At 39.1% G+C, this 14,319-nt stretch carries 14 protein-coding genes and 1 pseudogene; 10 read left to right on the top strand and 5 right to left on the bottom strand.

Annotated elements, in window-relative coordinates; genetic code table 11:
- Nucleotides 1-81: 81 nt before the first annotated feature.
- From IW510_RS15030 to IW510_RS15015, 4 genes and pseudogenes are all read right to left on the bottom strand, one after another.
- Nucleotides 82-588 carry a GNAT family N-acetyltransferase gene (locus IW510_RS15030; RefSeq protein WP_202061027.1) on the bottom strand — a complete coding sequence of 169 codons (507 nt, stop codon included), beginning with the start codon at nt 586-588 and terminating at the stop codon, nt 82-84.
- Nucleotides 589-601: 13 nt separating this feature from the next.
- On the bottom strand, nt 602-1,528 hold the full coding sequence (locus IW510_RS15025) for a hypothetical protein (RefSeq protein ID WP_202061025.1): 927 nt from the start codon (nt 1,526-1,528) through the stop codon (nt 602-604).
- Nucleotides 1,529-1,668: 140 nt separating this feature from the next.
- The gene (locus tag IW510_RS15020; RefSeq protein ID WP_202061023.1) at nt 1,669-2,289 is read right to left on the bottom strand and encodes a Crp/Fnr family transcriptional regulator; all 621 of its coding nucleotides are present in this window, start codon (nt 2,287-2,289) and stop codon (nt 1,669-1,671) included.
- A gap of 47 nt (nt 2,290-2,336) precedes the next feature.
- Nucleotides 2,337-2,501: pseudogene (locus IW510_RS15015) on the bottom strand (conjugal transfer protein); the annotation flags it as partial.
- Between the two features lie 256 nt (nt 2,502-2,757).
- Here IW510_RS15015 and IW510_RS15010 point away from each other — a divergent pair.
- From IW510_RS15010 to IW510_RS14970, 9 genes are all read left to right on the top strand, one after another.
- Nucleotides 2,758-2,961 carry a PLDc N-terminal domain-containing protein gene (locus IW510_RS15010; protein WP_202061020.1) on the top strand — a complete coding sequence of 68 codons (204 nt, stop codon included), beginning with the start codon at nt 2,758-2,760 and terminating at the stop codon, nt 2,959-2,961.
- Entirely contained in the window at nt 2,958-3,869 is a 912-nt protein-coding gene (locus tag IW510_RS15005) for an ABC transporter ATP-binding protein (protein WP_202061019.1), read from the top strand. Before IW510_RS15010 ends, IW510_RS15005 begins: the two co-directional genes overlap by 4 nt.
- Nucleotides 3,866-4,639 carry a hypothetical protein gene (locus tag IW510_RS15000; RefSeq protein ID WP_202061018.1) on the top strand — a complete coding sequence of 258 codons (774 nt, stop codon included), beginning with the start codon at nt 3,866-3,868 and terminating at the stop codon, nt 4,637-4,639. The genes IW510_RS15005 and IW510_RS15000 overlap by 4 nt, the downstream gene beginning before the upstream one ends.
- 195 nt (nt 4,640-4,834) lie before the next feature.
- On the top strand, nt 4,835-5,422 hold the full coding sequence (locus tag IW510_RS14995) for a helix-turn-helix domain-containing protein (RefSeq protein WP_202061017.1): 588 nt from the start codon (nt 4,835-4,837) through the stop codon (nt 5,420-5,422).
- Between the two features lie 154 nt (nt 5,423-5,576).
- Nucleotides 5,577-6,545, top strand: coding sequence for a sugar-binding transcriptional regulator (locus IW510_RS14990; protein WP_202061016.1), 969 nt, complete (start codon nt 5,577-5,579; stop codon nt 6,543-6,545).
- A gap of 410 nt (nt 6,546-6,955) precedes the next feature.
- Nucleotides 6,956-8,938: a BglG family transcription antiterminator gene (locus tag IW510_RS14985; RefSeq protein WP_202061014.1), complete on the top strand. Its 1,983-nt coding sequence runs from the start codon at nt 6,956-6,958 to the stop codon at nt 8,936-8,938.
- Nucleotides 8,907-9,383, top strand: a complete 477-nt coding sequence (locus IW510_RS14980) for a PTS sugar transporter subunit IIA (protein ID WP_202061012.1) — start codon at nt 8,907-8,909, stop codon at nt 9,381-9,383. Before IW510_RS14985 ends, IW510_RS14980 begins: the two co-directional genes overlap by 32 nt.
- Before the next feature lie 64 nt (nt 9,384-9,447).
- On the top strand, nt 9,448-9,756 hold the full coding sequence (locus IW510_RS14975; protein ID WP_202061057.1) for a PTS fructose-like transporter subunit IIB: 309 nt from the start codon (nt 9,448-9,450) through the stop codon (nt 9,754-9,756).
- Between the two features lie 17 nt (nt 9,757-9,773).
- Complete coding sequence (locus tag IW510_RS14970) at nt 9,774-10,877, top strand: PTS fructose transporter subunit EIIC (RefSeq protein ID WP_202061011.1); 1,104 nt, start codon at nt 9,774-9,776, stop codon at nt 10,875-10,877.
- 65 nt (nt 10,878-10,942) lie between these two features.
- On the opposite strand, the gene IW510_RS14965 is transcribed toward IW510_RS14970, so the two are convergent.
- On the bottom strand, nt 10,943-11,707 hold the full coding sequence (locus tag IW510_RS14965; RefSeq protein WP_202061009.1) for a DeoR/GlpR family DNA-binding transcription regulator: 765 nt from the start codon (nt 11,705-11,707) through the stop codon (nt 10,943-10,945).
- A gap of 259 nt (nt 11,708-11,966) precedes the next feature.
- Here IW510_RS14965 and IW510_RS14960 point away from each other — a divergent pair, with 259 nt between their 5' ends.
- Nucleotides 11,967-14,312 (top strand): formate C-acetyltransferase, encoded by a 2,346-nt coding sequence (locus IW510_RS14960; protein WP_202061007.1) that lies wholly within the window; start codon nt 11,967-11,969, stop codon nt 14,310-14,312.
- The last annotated feature ends 7 nt before the right edge of the window (nt 14,313-14,319 follow it).

Raw genomic sequence — 14,319 nt, 5'->3', positions numbered from 1 at the left:
AAAAATACAAGGATGCATAAGAAATTAATAGAAGGGGAAAACTTATTCTGTTATTAAAAAGTAGGTTAATTCTAATAAATGCTATTGCGGTCGAATTAAACTATATATATGGCAATCAATCATGTTTCTATTCTTTATTATGGAATTGTGACAGTTTTCTTCAATCTTAAAACCACAGTTTTCCAATACTTTACTTGACCCTCTATTGTAGGAATATACAGTAGCATGAATTTCGTTAAGGTTGTATTTTTCAAAGGCAATTTTGCATATTTCTTTTACTGCATTTGTTGTTATCCCTTTGCCCCAATAGTTTCTAGCAAGCCAGTAACCTAATTCAGCATTTTTACTAATAGAGGCATCTTCTTCAAATGTTAGGCTGATACTTCCAATAGCCCTTTCTTGATAAAAAATAGCATAGCTAAGTTGTTTAACATCTGGAGTTGCCAAACAAAAACTAATAAAATCTCTAGCGTTTTGCTCCGTATAAGGGTGAGGAAAGTTGTCACGAAGATTCTTTGCAATTTCTTTATCATTTGCAAACTCAACTAAATCGGTAATATAAGCATAATTCCACTCTATCAGTTCCATTTTTCTTCTCCTTTTATGAAACAGCTACAAGAAATCTTTCTAAGCCAATACCGCTTATCAAACAGCGTTCTTTTTTATTTCCAAGCATTTGATAAGTCCAGTCAACAAATCCACCGTCAACCATTTCAACGGTTTCATTTCCTTGTTTGACCGATAATTTGAAATTGATACCTTTATAGTAATTATTATCAACATCATCATTATGAATTGATAACTCTATATTTGGAAAAATAAGTTTGATAGTTTCAACCATTCTGTCGAAAAATCCGTTATTATCTTTGTATCCGTTTCTTTTGCGTAGAACAATAGAGAAACGAGCATTTTCTATTTCACTTAATATATCTTTATAATAGTTTAAGTGCTTTTCTAACAACATTTTTTCACAAGTGTAAGACCCTGTATCTATACCAGATGAAACCATACAATATAAGCCAAAATGTGAATATAAACCTTTACCTACAAAATTTTGTGCTCTTATTGCCCTAGCAGTAGTAGCCATGTGGATAGGTATGGTATTATTTTCTTCTTTTCTTTTTAATTTATCAGCAATAATTATTGCCAACATATTTGAGGGGTCTGCAAGTGTTTCTGTCCCTCGTAGAGCACTTACTACGTTATATTGATCTACGGAGCCAAAAACGCTACAGCTACCTAATGGAGCAGAGGGAGAAAGCATAATCGTCTTGATATCCATATTGAATGCTTTTCTCAATAATTTTGATTCCAAAATATGAATTTCTTCTGGATCTATACTGCTAGGGATAGTAAATCTATTTAGTTGGTATGACTTTAGAATATCAGTTGCAGTTAAAGTATTTGTTTGTCTATCAAACACTTCTAATAGAAGTGAGTTCAAATCTGATTTTGATAGAGCCGATAACTTATCAACTATATTCTTATCCCCAATTTTATTTGAAATTCTACTTAAAATATCACTCATAGTTATCCTCCATACTGTTACTTTTAAAATAATTATAGAATGGCTAAAACAACTAATCTAGGTCGTTTGACCCAAAATGAAAAAACACTGAATATTTACTATTCAATGTTTTTTTACTTTGGGTTTATTTGAAATTATACTTATGTTGTAGGAAGATTCTTTAATACCTCTCGCTGATTAATTACACTAAATCTTTTGTTTTCATAAGCAATTAGATGTTCTTGTGCACATTCATTTATAGCACGATTAATGCTTCTAATTGGAGCGTTTACTTCGCTGGCAAGCTGTTTTTTAGTAAGCAGATTTAGTTCACTTCTATGATAGTGTAAGGATATACACCTCAGAAGTCGTTCTTTAACACTTAAAGATGATAATTCTTCAATTAATTCAGCATTTACAACTAATTTATTAGATATTTCTCGAATCAGAAATTTTGTAGCTTCAAAATCACCCTTTAACCAGTTTAAAAAATCATCTCTATGAAGTTTATATACATTACAATCTGTGAAAGCGACAATTTCAACGGGTTTTTTCCCATCATTAAATTGCTCCATTTCTCCAAAAAAACTACCACTTCTATAAAGATGAATAGTTGAGATGTTTCCTTTCACATTTAAGATGAATGCTTCTGCAATACCGTCAATCATAAGAATTACATATTCATTTTCTTGCTCAGCAAAAAGAATAGTCTCTTTCTTTTTATACGTTTTTTTAACAAGCTTCTTTTTAATATCTTCATTCATAAAATCAATTAAATGCATATTCATCCCTCCTTACCAACTCTTTGATTAAATTGTATCATCTTTCAATTAGTTAGGTAAGATAGCTCTTTTTCTGTTGCAGTAGGATATAGCTTGAAGAGTGTATCTAGGAAACTATTAATTTCCTCTGTCGTATTTGCGTCCACCGTTCCGTCACTATCAGAAAGTACAGGCTCATAGCTTGACTTTAAAATTCTGGTATTCTTCTCCATAGAGGAACAACCTTTCTGATGATTTGTGGTTTTAGACGATTTCATTTTATCAGTTTGTTGTTCCTTGTTTGTGTTTGAACACTCAAAAAAGTGCTGATGGGCTTTCTTTTAGAAATTTCCACCAACACAAAATATTACAGAGCCAAGAAATGACAGATAGAAACATACGGGTTCTGCTTGTCATTTTTTTGTTGCGCTTTTATATTATTTGTATTATCATTGATAATACAAATAATATAAAAAGAAGGTGTTATCAATGGATGAACTTATTCCTTATTTGCCATATCTGGCTCCGTATCTGCTTGTTTCCTTCAGCCTTTCAATTATTGCATTGGTTCACGTGTTGAAGCATAGAAGCTTTCGCTTTGGGAATGTATTTCTTTGGGTAGTAATAGTATTGCTGCTTCAAATTATTGGACCAATTGGTTATTTCTTAGTTGGAAAAGAGGAAGATGTATGAATATTTTGGAAGTCAAAAATATCAAAAAGAGCTTTGGCAAGGACGAAATACTGAAATCAGTCAGCATTCAAGTGCCGGAACATTCTATCTACGGTTTTGTTGGTGAGAATGGTGCAGGTAAGACAACGACCATGAATATTATTCTGGGCTTGCTGCAAGCAACATCAGGCGAGGTTATCGTTGATGAGAAAAAGGTCGTCTACAATAATCAATCAACAAATAAAAATATTGGCTATTTGCCGGATGTTCCTTCTTTCTATTCTTACTACTCTGCCAGAGAATATCTATTTCTAGTTGGACAGCTTACAGGGATTGATAAGCAGGAGCTGAACAAACGAGTAGATGAATTGCTGGAGCTGGTAAATTTAAAAAGCGGAAAACGACGAATCGGGAAATTTTCACGGGGCATGAAGCAGCGTCTTGGTTTAGCTCAGGCACTGCTGAATCGGCCTAAACTGATTATCTGCGATGAACCCACCTCGGCCTTGGACCCTATTGGAAGAAAAGAGGTATTGGAGCTTATGCAATCCTTGAAGCATGAGACGACCATTCTATTTTCCAGTCATATTTTGGAGGATGTCGAGAAAATCAGCGATCAGGTAGCAATCCTTCATAATGGCGAGATTCAATGTGCGGGAAGTCTGGAGGAGATTAAGCGTTCTTATCCGATGGATGGTTTCAAATTGAGCTTTGAAAGTAACGAGGAAAAAGCTGCGTTTCTCCAAGCCTTTGGTCAGGATTCTAACATTCAAGAAGAGCAGGGCGCGCTTACTCTCTATACATCGGATGGCCAGCAAACAGGCTTGAAAGTAATGGCCTTTTTGAATAATCGTGGGATTGTTCCAAAGACCTTTACGCGATTAGAGCCAACCTTGGAATCGATTTTTATGGAGGTGACAGGTGCATGAACTACTTTGTCTTATTAAAAAAGGAAGCTGTTGAATCGTTTAGAACCTATCGTTTTTTTATCGTACTCAGCATTTTTGTTCTTTTCGGGTTAGCCAGTTCCGTTACAGCAAAGCTGCTTCCTGAAATTATTAAAACCTTGGGAGGTAGTGATGGCATCGAGATATTGCTGCCTGATCCCAGTGTGTATGACAGCTGGCTGCAATTCTTCAGCAATCATAGCCAGATTACGCTGATTATCTTTTTGATTACATTCGGAAATACATTGGGAAGAGAAGTGACAAATGGTACACTGGTTCTTTTAGTGACAAAAGGGGTGAATAGAAATACCGCAATGTTTGCTAAGGTTATCTATCAGATTCTTTTGTGGTTTGGTGGTTTGCTTCTTTCCTTTGGAATCACCTATCTGTATAATTTGTTGCTGTTCCCGGGTGAGGCTCAGAACTTCTCTTCACTAATTTTCCATGTATTCCAAATCGGCTTGTTCGGTGTACTGTTTATCGCGGTTGCGAATTTGGGTCAAGTGTTGTTACCGAAAGCGCAAGGTGGTTTACTGCTTGGCTTTGTTCTGCTGATTCTATTATTTATCATCAACATTGCTCCGGCTTTAGCCAAGGCAAACCCTATGAAGCTAATTGAAGTGAGTGCGGAAGGGCTAAAAAATAGTTCAGCAATGACCGCTAGCCAGCTACCTCTTTTTCTGTCTATTGGATTAAGTGTTGTTTTTCTGGCAGGTGCAGCATGGCAGTTTAAGCGTGTTTCGATTTATTGAGTAAGCTGTTGGAATGATGAAAAAGCATATTTTTTGAGAGACCATTGGTAAATGCCAGTGGTCTTTTTTTCATCAAAACCTTGATGTAAAGGGATGCTTGAGATTCGAGCTTGCATATTTTGAGCGTTGCAAGTAAGCTTAGCTTGATAATCAGCTGTTATTTATTTAAGTTTGAAATGAGAGGAGATCATAACAATGTCACTTGGAAAGCAATTGAAAAATCGAAGGGAACAATTGAGTTTGACACAACAGGAGGTAGCCGATCAGATTCATGTTTCCAGACAAACGATTTCGAATTGGGAGGTAGGACGAAACTACCCTGATATTCCCACCATCATCCAACTGAGTGATTACTATGATATCTCTTTAGATGCATTACTTAAAGGAGATGAACATCTGATGAAAAAAATGAATGAGGATGCCGAGCTGCTGCGACGGATAAAAAAGAGAAAGGTCTTGGATGGATTATTAATCGGAATCATTGCCTTGCTGTTCTTGCTGGGAATTATCGACAAAATCAATTTCACTGCAAATTGGTTGCCTGTTATTTTGATTGCGGTATTATATATCCTGACGGTTGTGCGATACTTCATCATTATTCCAAAGGATTCATTAAACAGTGGTTGGCATTCCCCTATTGTGGTCCCCAAGACACTTGGTGTCGGTTGGGCCTTTAATCCAAGAAACCCAATCGGTCTTGCTCTATATATCGTGCTCTTCGTGGCGGTTCTTTGGTTGATGATAACCAGTTGGGCAGATCGTGGATTGTTTGTAGAAAACTGATTTCCATAGACAAATGAGCAGCAAGAAGAAACAGATGAAGTAACCGGCTTATCTATCTACTTTCTGAGACATTTACAACCAACGAAATTTGATTAAAACCTGCGCTTGTTTTGTGGTATAGTATAGGCGAACAAAGGACAGGTGGTGACTTGAAATGAGGGAAGAGAAGAAAAAGCTGATTGCCAAGGCTGCGTATCTCTACTATATAGAAGAAAAAACACAGAACGAAATTGCTGAAGAGCTGAATATTTATCGAACAACAATTAGTCGAATGCTGAAACAGGCTCTAAAGGAAGGGCTTGTACAGATTCAGATTGAAGGAATCGATTCGAGTATTCTTTCTCTGGAGCAGCATGTAAAGCAGAAATACGGCTTGAAGCAAGTGGAGCTTGTTTCTGTCTGTCAAGATGAAACAGAAGCTGAAAAGGATGAGCAGTTGTCGTTGGCTGCGGCGTATTTTATCAAACGGAATATAGAGCCCAACATGACAATTGGTGTATCTTGGGGTGCGACATTGGGGAAAGCAATCAATAGGATTGAAAATAAACGAGTTAGCAATACAATGATTGTTCCTATCGTTGGCGGTCCAAGTCATGTTAATTCGCAATACCATGTGAACACACTTGTCTATGAGCTAGCTCGAAAATTGAATGGACAAAGTATCTTTGTGAATGCAACAGTTATTCAAGAGACCAAACAGCTGAAAGATGGCATTTTTGACTCTAAGTATTTTGAAGAGTTAAAGGAGCACTGGCAGAGGTTGGATATGGCAATTGTTGGAATTGGTGGGGTACTGAGCTTTAAAACGAGCCAGTGGAGAGACTTGCTGACAGAAGAGGACTATGAAGAGCTTCGGTTGCGAGAAGCTGTGGGAGATTGCTGCTGCCGGTTTATCGATCAAGATGGAAAAATGTTAACAGGGGCACTTGATAGCAGAACGATTGGCTTGGGACTGAAGGAGCTATCTCAAATTCCTCATGCAATAGGTGTTGCAAGAGGGAAAGTGAAGGCAAGGGCCATCTTGGCGATGATAAGAAAGGGATACATTCATTCCTTAGTGACAGATCAGGAAACGATTCTTGAGGTATTGCGCTTAGATAAGGATTTGACGTTTCAAGGCTAAGTTTTTAGGAAAGGCATTAGGATATTTTTAAAACAGTGATTCATGGGTTGATGAAAAATCAGACAACTAGACAAAAAATACAGACACGAGCAAACTGCACATTTGTGCAGTTTGCTTTTTTAGTAGAACAGAGACGCTCAAAAAACTAGTTGGAGCGAGGGTTCTGACGGTACAAAGAAAATAGAATTTTTCTGATATTGAAGGATTACTTAGGGGTGCTTATGATGGAATAGTAAGGGATTGCGCTGTGTGACAAAGAATAAATCGTCCGCTGACCGAAGTGTAGCTATTGTGAAAAAATGCGCAATATCTTTTTTTGCAGAAAGAAGTGTGCAAGAGGATGTGTTATATGACAGAAAAAAGCTGTGCTATATTTTGTTTAGATAAAACGTTTACAAGGAGGGAGTGAAATGGAGCAGCTAATTGAAAGACAAAAGAAAATTGTTACTATCTTAGCTTGGTCATCAGGCTATGTTACGGTGGAGGAATTATCTTCGAAGGTCAATCGATCAATTCGAACAGTCTATGATGACATGAAGGCAATCAGTCAATGGCTGGAAAGGCATGAGCTGCCGATATCCATTGAAAAGAAACGAAGCGAGGGCATACGACTGACCGGAGCTGTCGAAAGCATCAGAAACTTGGTGATTTGTGAAGGAGATCAGGAGCAGCAGCTTTCTATGGAAGGGCGACAACAAGAAATTGCAGAAGCACTGTTGCTAAGGGAGGAAACAATTACCTATCAAGGTCTGATGGATAAGTATTATGTTAGTTCCACGTCTATCAAGAAGGACTTGGAAAAGCTTCAACAGAAGTATCAAATCAAGCTTTCCAGCACAAAACGTGGAACAAGAATATCGGACGATGAAGAAGGGATTCGAAAAAGCTTGTTTCTATTCTCAGAGCAGCTGTTAGAGGGAAATAAACTTGTGGAAATCGAGCGTTTTGAAAAGAGAGGTCCTGAAGTTTATAGTCGTTTGTTTGGAGAAGAGCTGACCTATTATGTCTTTCAAAAAATTGCAGAAATTCAATACAGTGAAGAATTTACGCTGCCGCCTCAATATGTGAAATCAGCCACATTAAACCTATTGATTTATCTATACAGACTATCTAAAGGCCATTTCTTAGAGGGAGAAAGTGATTTTCTTTTTGAACAAATTCAGTCAATAGAAAGTTATTATCTTTCCAGTGCTGTTTTACAGGAGGCATCAGCGCTTGTTCCGTCGTTGCGTTACGGAAAGGCAGAGGTTGAAGCGCTAAATAATCTATTAATATCTCAAGGCTTGAAGGTAAAAGACGCAAGCAATCAAACTGATATAGAGCTGGAGAAAATTATTGATCAGTTAATCAAGAATATGAGTGAGATGTTTGAAATCGATTTTACCAAGGATCAGACATTACGGTCACGATTAACCGTCCATTTTATTCCGATGATTTATCGTCTTCAATCAGGTATTACAATTAATAATCCTCTATTGGAGGAAATTAAGCGCCAATACACCTTGACCTTCAACTCGGTTTGCTATGCGTTGGCGGATATTGAAAATCAGCTTCAGCTAACCTTTAATGAGGATGAGGTTTCCTTTCTGGCTGTATATTTTCAAGTAGTCCTTGAAAAAATGGATTTTGGTAAACGGATACTGATTGTTTGCCCGACAGGAATTGGTACCTCAGAGCTGATTCTTAATAAAGTAAGAAGAATATTGCCGCAAAAAGATTCACTTGAAGTTACGACGATTCGTCAGCTGAAAAAGAATGATTTGTCGAAAGTTGATTTCGTGATTTCCTCCATAGAGCTGGGGCAAATAGAGAAGCCGGTGGTTCATGTTTCTCCATTAATCAGCTCCGAGGATATGAAAAATATTTCAACGCTCTATTCAGAAGTATTTTTAGAAGAGCCGGATTCCGGCAATGAGAGAATAGAGGAGGCTTCAACTTATCTAGCGGATATTTTATATCAAGAGTATGTGTTTATGGATCAATGCTTTTCGGATAAGGGTGAGTGTTTAACATTTTTGATTGATTACTTAGAAAGAAACGGAGATGTGACACCAGATTTTCGCAGAGATGTATTTGAGCGTGAAAAGATGGGCGCCACCTCACTGGAAACAGGCGTAGCAATTCCCCACGCATCGCCGAAAAATGTTCGACAGTCAAGAATTTGTGTGTTGGCTTTGGACAAGGAAATTATCTGGGATAACTATAAAGTAAACACAATCATTTTAATTTGCATTGCTGAAAAGGATCGTAGACATATTCGTGGGATTCTTTCAGAAATCTACCAGATTGTGGCAACAAAGGAAAAAGTGATGTTCTTTTTAGAAAATATGAGAACACATTTGATGGAAGGAAGGAAAGAAAATGGTGCAGGTAATCAATACAGCATTAGTTGATTTGACCGTAGAGGGTCTATCGAGAGATGCAGTCATTCAACAATTGGCAAAGAAAATAGAGCAGGAAAATCGCTTGAAGGATTTTTCCGGGTATATGGATAGCGTGATGGAACGGGAAGAATTGACATCAACAGGAATTGGCTTTGGTATCGCAATTCCTCATGGAAAGAGTGTCCATGTCAAAGAAACAACGGTTGCCTTTGGTCGGCTAAAAACAAGTGTCGAGTGGAATAGCTTAGATGAGCAGCCTGTCTCAATCGTTTTTCTACTAGCTGTACCGGAGGAATGTAAAGGGGATCAGCATTTACGAATCATTGCAGGCTTATCTCGAAAGCTGATTCATGATGAGTTTAGAGAAAAGCTGATAACGGCAGGTGACAAGGAAGAGATTGTGGCATTGATTAATGAAAGTCTGGAAGCAATTGTTAATCCAGTGGAAGCTTAAAAAGTGTTCAATAAAACAGTAAGTATAAAGTAAAGCAAAACAATAGAAAGAAGGAGAGAAAATGATGAAATTAGTCGCAGTAACCGCATGTCCATCCGGAGTAGCACATACTTATTTAGCAGCAGAAAGCTTGGCTGTTGCCGCCAAAAACAATGGGGTAGCTATTCATGTAGAAACACAAGGCTCCATTGGAATTGAAAACGAGATTACCGCAGAGCAGGTGGCAGAAGCAGCTGCTGTAATCTTGACAAATAATATTGGAATTAAGAACGAAGAGCGATTTAAAGGAAAACCAGTTGTGCGTGTCAGCGCCGGAGACTGTATCAATAAGTCGGATGCAATCATCAAAAAACTGCAAGAAAAACTAGGCTAAGAAAGAGGGAGAAAAAAATGAATGAACTTGTTTCGTTACTGAAGGATACTCGAAAACATATGATGACCGGTGTTTCCTATATGATTCCCTTTGTTGTTGCCGGAGGCATCATGCTGGCGGTCAGTGTACTTTTATCAGGAAATGCCTCGGTTCCCAGTGAGGGAGTTCTGGCGGATATTGCGAATATAGGGATTACCGGTCTTGGTTTGATGGTACCGATTCTTTCCGGCTATATTGCCTTTTCTATGGCTGATCGTCCAGGGTTAGCACCGGGGATTATCGGCGGGATGATTGCCAGTAACATTGGCGCAGGCTTTATCGGTGGGATTCTTTCCGGAATCTTGGCGGGAATTGTCGTTACTTATTTGAAGAAAATTAAGCTGTCTTCGTCCCTTCGTTCTCTTATGCCGATATTTGTGATTCCGCTACTTGGGACAATGATTGTCGGAGGCTTGATGTACTGGGTTGTTGGTCAGCCAATCGCTGCAGCAATGGAAGGTATGACCAGCTGGCTTGAGTCAATGGGAACCGGTAATTTGATTATTCTTGGGTTGGTTCTCGGAGCGATGATTGCTTCCGATATGGGTGGACCTATTAATAAAGTGGCCTTCAGTTTTGGTTCGGCAATGGTTGGTACGCTTGATCCGGTCACTGGGGTGCCTAGCGAGACAGCTCTTGCTATTATGGCCGGAATCGGTGTTGCCATTTGTGTTCCACCATTGGCAATGGGAGTTGCGACGATAATTGCTCCTAAAAAGTTTACTGTAGAAGAGAAAAATTCAGGTAAGGCTGCGTTAGTCATGGGAATGGTTGGCATTTCAGAAGGAGCGATTCCTTTCGCAGCAGCTGATCCTGTTCGAGTAATTCCTGCCAATATCATTGGCGGAGCAGTAGGCTCTGCTGCGGCAATGGCACTTGGCGCAGGCAATCCAGCTCCTTGGGGCGGCTGGATTGTTGCTCCGGTGGCATCTAGTCCTTTGATGTATCTGGCAGCTACACTGATTGGAACAATGGTCACTGCAGCGATTGTTGTTCTTCTGAAGAAAGAAATAGTTGTAGGAGATAGTGAAAAACTGGATAGCTTAGAAGAAGACTTTGATTTGGATATCACGATTATGTAAGAGAGCACAAGGTGAAGAAAACAGAGCACAGGCTGCGACGAACCTGTGCTCTGTTATTCAATCATTTAGACCGTGATTAAGGTCGTTTCTGCGGCAATCATTTCTCTATAGTCATCTGGCAGTGTTTGATTGGTGATAACCAAATCAACTGCGTTCCAAGGTGCTACCTGAACAAGAGAGCTTTTTGTAAATTTTGTACTGTCCAGCAATACAATTTTTTTCGTGGACTTTTTCATTAGCCTTCTTTTTATGTCTGCATCAACTAAAGAGGAGGTACAAAAGCCTCCCCGTCCTTGAACCCCGCTGGAACCGAAAAAGCAAATGTCCAGCTGAATATCTGGATAGAGGTCAATAGACGTATCATTTTGAAAAGCCATATCATTTGCTGCGTAACGACCGCCAAAGCAATATATCTGATGGGCACTGTTTGCCAGCTCAAGCACAGCGGCAAGCGAGCCGGTAAATAGCTGTTTTTCAGGAAGGTGTCGAAGCTTCGCTGCTAAAAGAGCAACTGTACTTCCTTGATCCAACCCAATACTGCAAGGTGTGTCGGGAATGTATTCGGCTGCTTTTATGATAATTGGCGTTTTGATATCCAAGTATAATGGCGTTCGATTGCTTACTGGTGCTAATTTTTCTTGCTTGATTAGTATAGCACCGCCGTACTTTTTCTTTAGAATTCCTTCCTGTTCTAAGTGAGTGAGGTCTTTTCGGATTGTTTCGTCGGATACGTTGAATTCCTTTACCAAATCGGTGACTCTAACTGTTTCGTTCTGATAAAGCAGCTCGGTGATTTGCTGCCTGCGGGCATTGATTTCAGATGCTTTCAAGGGGTGGAACTCCTTTCCTTTTTGTATTTTGATTTTTGAACCTGTTGGGTTTGGTTAGCAGTACTGGATTTCAAGGAGCTGAAAGCAGACTTGACTTCTCTATTTTACACTAGTTTTTTCTTGAATCCAAATTAATTAGTTTGAAAACTTGGAATGAGGATGATTTATTTTGTTTTTTTAAGTTTAAATCCATAAAAAACATGGAATTCAAACGAATGTATCTTATACTATAAATGAATAAAAGAAAGGGTGAGTGTAAATGGCAAGTGGTGTAATACAAAAGGAGAAGAATATAATTAATGTTGTTTCTGCAGGAAATGATCGGATTCAACGAATGAAGGACAATTTATTTAAAGAAGAACGACAAATTTCTTTAGAGCGAGCGCTTCTCTATACAGAAAGTCATAAGCAAACAGCCGAACTCCCGGTTATTTTGCGACGTGCCAAAGCTGTTGCGCACATCATGAATCATGTAGAAATAAGTATTCGTGAAGGCGAGCTTCTCATTGGAAATCGAACAGTCAGACCAAGGTCAGGTATCCTTTCCCCTGAAATGGACCCATATTGGATTATGAAGGAAATCGATACGATTGATTCACGTCCGCAGGATCAATTTGTTTTTACAGAAGCGGATAAGACGGTTTATCGTGAGGAGCTGTTCCCATATTGGAAAGGAAATTCAATGAAGGATTTCATCACTGGCCAAATCACGGATGATATTAATGAGGCTTTAAAGGATGAAGTGTTCAAATTGAATCAGACGGACAAGGGGCAAGGACATATTATCATGGATTTTCCTGCCATTTTGAGTCATGGTATTCAATATTATCTTGATATTCTTGATGAAAAAATCAATGAACAACCGGAAAATGACTTTTTTAAAGCCGGACATATTGTTTTCTCTGCAATGAAAAATCATTTTCTAAGGTACAGCGAGCTGGCGAAGCAAATGGCAGAGACGGAAGAGGAGACACGTGCTGCAGAGCTTCGGATTATTTCAGATATGTGTATCAAATTGAGTACAGAGAAACCAGACTCTTTCTATGAAGCGCTGCAATTGCTTTGGATGGTCAGTATTGTCGGTCAATATGAATCAAATGCTTCGTCATTATCTTTAGGTAGAATGGATCAGTATATGTACCCCTTCTATAAAAAATCAATAGATGAGGGTGTTTCGGAAGCCTTTCTCTATGAGGTGCTGGGCGACTTTTATGTGAAAACAAACGATGTTGTGTTGCTGCGTAGTGAAAGCAGTGCCAAGTGTTTTGCTGGTTTTCCTACAGGTTATACAGTTGTCTTAGGCGGGCTCAATGAATACGGGCATGCTTCGGTAAATCCGTTATCTTATCTTATGTTGGAGCTGTACCATGAGATACTACTACCCCAACCGAATTTATCTGTCAGAATGAATGAGTTGATTCCAAGGAAGTTCCTGTTAAAAACCTGTGAAACGATTCGTCTTGGCACAGGTATCCCTCAGCTATTCAATGATGAAGTGTGTATTCCGGGATTTTTAAGCAAGGGTGTGTCATTAGATGATGCAAGGGACTATGCAACAGTTGGTTGTGTGGAAATTAGTATTCCGGGACGGACCTATGGGTTACACGACATCGCTTTGTTTAATTTATTGAGAATCATGGAGCTGAGCATGTACAAGCTGAGGGATAAAGCGGATTTGACCTATGAACAGCTGATGGCGGATATTGAGGAAAGCATCTCTTATTATGTCGAGCTAGTCGCAAAAGGGTCGGATATTGTGGATTTAGGGCATCGTCATTATGCACCGACGCCATTTTTATCTGTTCTCATCAGTGATTGTCTGGATAATGGGCAGGATGTAACTGAGGGAGGCGCAAGATATAATTTTTCCGGTGTACAAGGAATCGGTGAGGCGAACTTGAGTGACTCACTGTATGTTATTAAGAAGCTAGTCTTTGAAACGAAGGAACTGACATTTTCTGAGTTGGTCAATGCAATGGCAGCTAATTACGAAGGGAAGTACGAACCGCTGCAAGAGCATGTGATTCAGGATTTTGATAAATACGGTAACGATAATGATGAGATTGATGAAATAGCAGCAAAATTGTTCCGCCATTATGCGAAGGAGCTGGAAAAGTACACCAATATTCGCGGTGGTCAATTTATTTCAGGGGCATATACAGTATCTGCTCATATTCCATTAGGTGAAGCTGTCGGGGCAACACCAGATGGCAGGAAAGCTCAGGAGCAGCTGGCTGACGGCGGTTTGTCTCCAATGGTTGGGCGTGATCGTCTGGGACCAACTGCCGTATTGAAATCTGTGAGTAAGCTGGATAATTATTTAACGGTCAATGGCAGCTTGCTGAACCTGAAGTTTCAACCGAACACATTGAAAGGAAGTCAAGGATTAAATAAGTTTGCCGATTTCCTGATGGCGTACACTAAGCTGAAAATTCAACATGTGCAATTCAATGTTCAATCTAAGGAAACGCTTCTGGCGGCACAAAAGAACCCTGAAAAATATGCTGGGCTGTTGGTACGTGTAGCTGGCTATAGTGCATTTTTTGTTGACTTGAACAAAAAAATTCAAGATGACATCATTGCTCGGGTAGAACACGAGCTGTGAAAAGAGG

It is taken from the genome of Enterococcus sp. BWR-S5 (assembly GCF_016745255.1).
GTDB lineage: Bacteria > Bacillota > Bacilli > Lactobacillales > Enterococcaceae > Enterococcus_L.
The sequence above is the reverse complement of the archived record's forward strand: the minus strand, read 5'-3'. Positions and strand labels throughout refer to the sequence as shown.

What these genes read in the sequence shown, in the direction of transcription:
- IW510_RS14960 (WP_202061007.1), top strand. Translation starts at nt 11,967, where the DNA reads ATGGCAAGTGGTGTAATACAAAAGGAGAAGAATATAATTAATGTTGTT.
- IW510_RS14985 (WP_202061014.1), top strand. Translation starts at nt 6,956, where the DNA reads ATGGAGCAGCTAATTGAAAGACAAAAGAAAATTGTTACTATCTTAGCT.
- IW510_RS14975 (WP_202061057.1), top strand. Translation starts at nt 9,448, where the DNA reads ATGAAATTAGTCGCAGTAACCGCATGTCCATCCGGAGTAGCACATACT.
- IW510_RS15000 (WP_202061018.1), top strand. Translation starts at nt 3,866, where the DNA reads ATGAACTACTTTGTCTTATTAAAAAAGGAAGCTGTTGAATCGTTTAGA.
- IW510_RS15030 (WP_202061027.1), bottom strand. Translation starts at nt 588, where the DNA reads ATGGAACTGATAGAGTGGAATTATGCTTATATTACCGATTTAGTTGAG.
- IW510_RS15020 (WP_202061023.1), bottom strand. Translation starts at nt 2,289, where the DNA reads ATGCATTTAATTGATTTTATGAATGAAGATATTAAAAAGAAGCTTGTT.
- IW510_RS15005 (WP_202061019.1), top strand. Translation starts at nt 2,958, where the DNA reads ATGAATATTTTGGAAGTCAAAAATATCAAAAAGAGCTTTGGCAAGGAC.
- IW510_RS14990 (WP_202061016.1), top strand. Translation starts at nt 5,577, where the DNA reads ATGAGGGAAGAGAAGAAAAAGCTGATTGCCAAGGCTGCGTATCTCTAC.
- IW510_RS14995 (WP_202061017.1), top strand. Translation starts at nt 4,835, where the DNA reads ATGTCACTTGGAAAGCAATTGAAAAATCGAAGGGAACAATTGAGTTTG.
- IW510_RS14970 (WP_202061011.1), top strand. Translation starts at nt 9,774, where the DNA reads ATGAATGAACTTGTTTCGTTACTGAAGGATACTCGAAAACATATGATG.
- IW510_RS15025 (WP_202061025.1), bottom strand. Translation starts at nt 1,528, where the DNA reads ATGAGTGATATTTTAAGTAGAATTTCAAATAAAATTGGGGATAAGAAT.
- IW510_RS15010 (WP_202061020.1), top strand. Translation starts at nt 2,758, where the DNA reads ATGGATGAACTTATTCCTTATTTGCCATATCTGGCTCCGTATCTGCTT.
- IW510_RS14980 (WP_202061012.1), top strand. Translation starts at nt 8,907, where the DNA reads ATGGTGCAGGTAATCAATACAGCATTAGTTGATTTGACCGTAGAGGGT.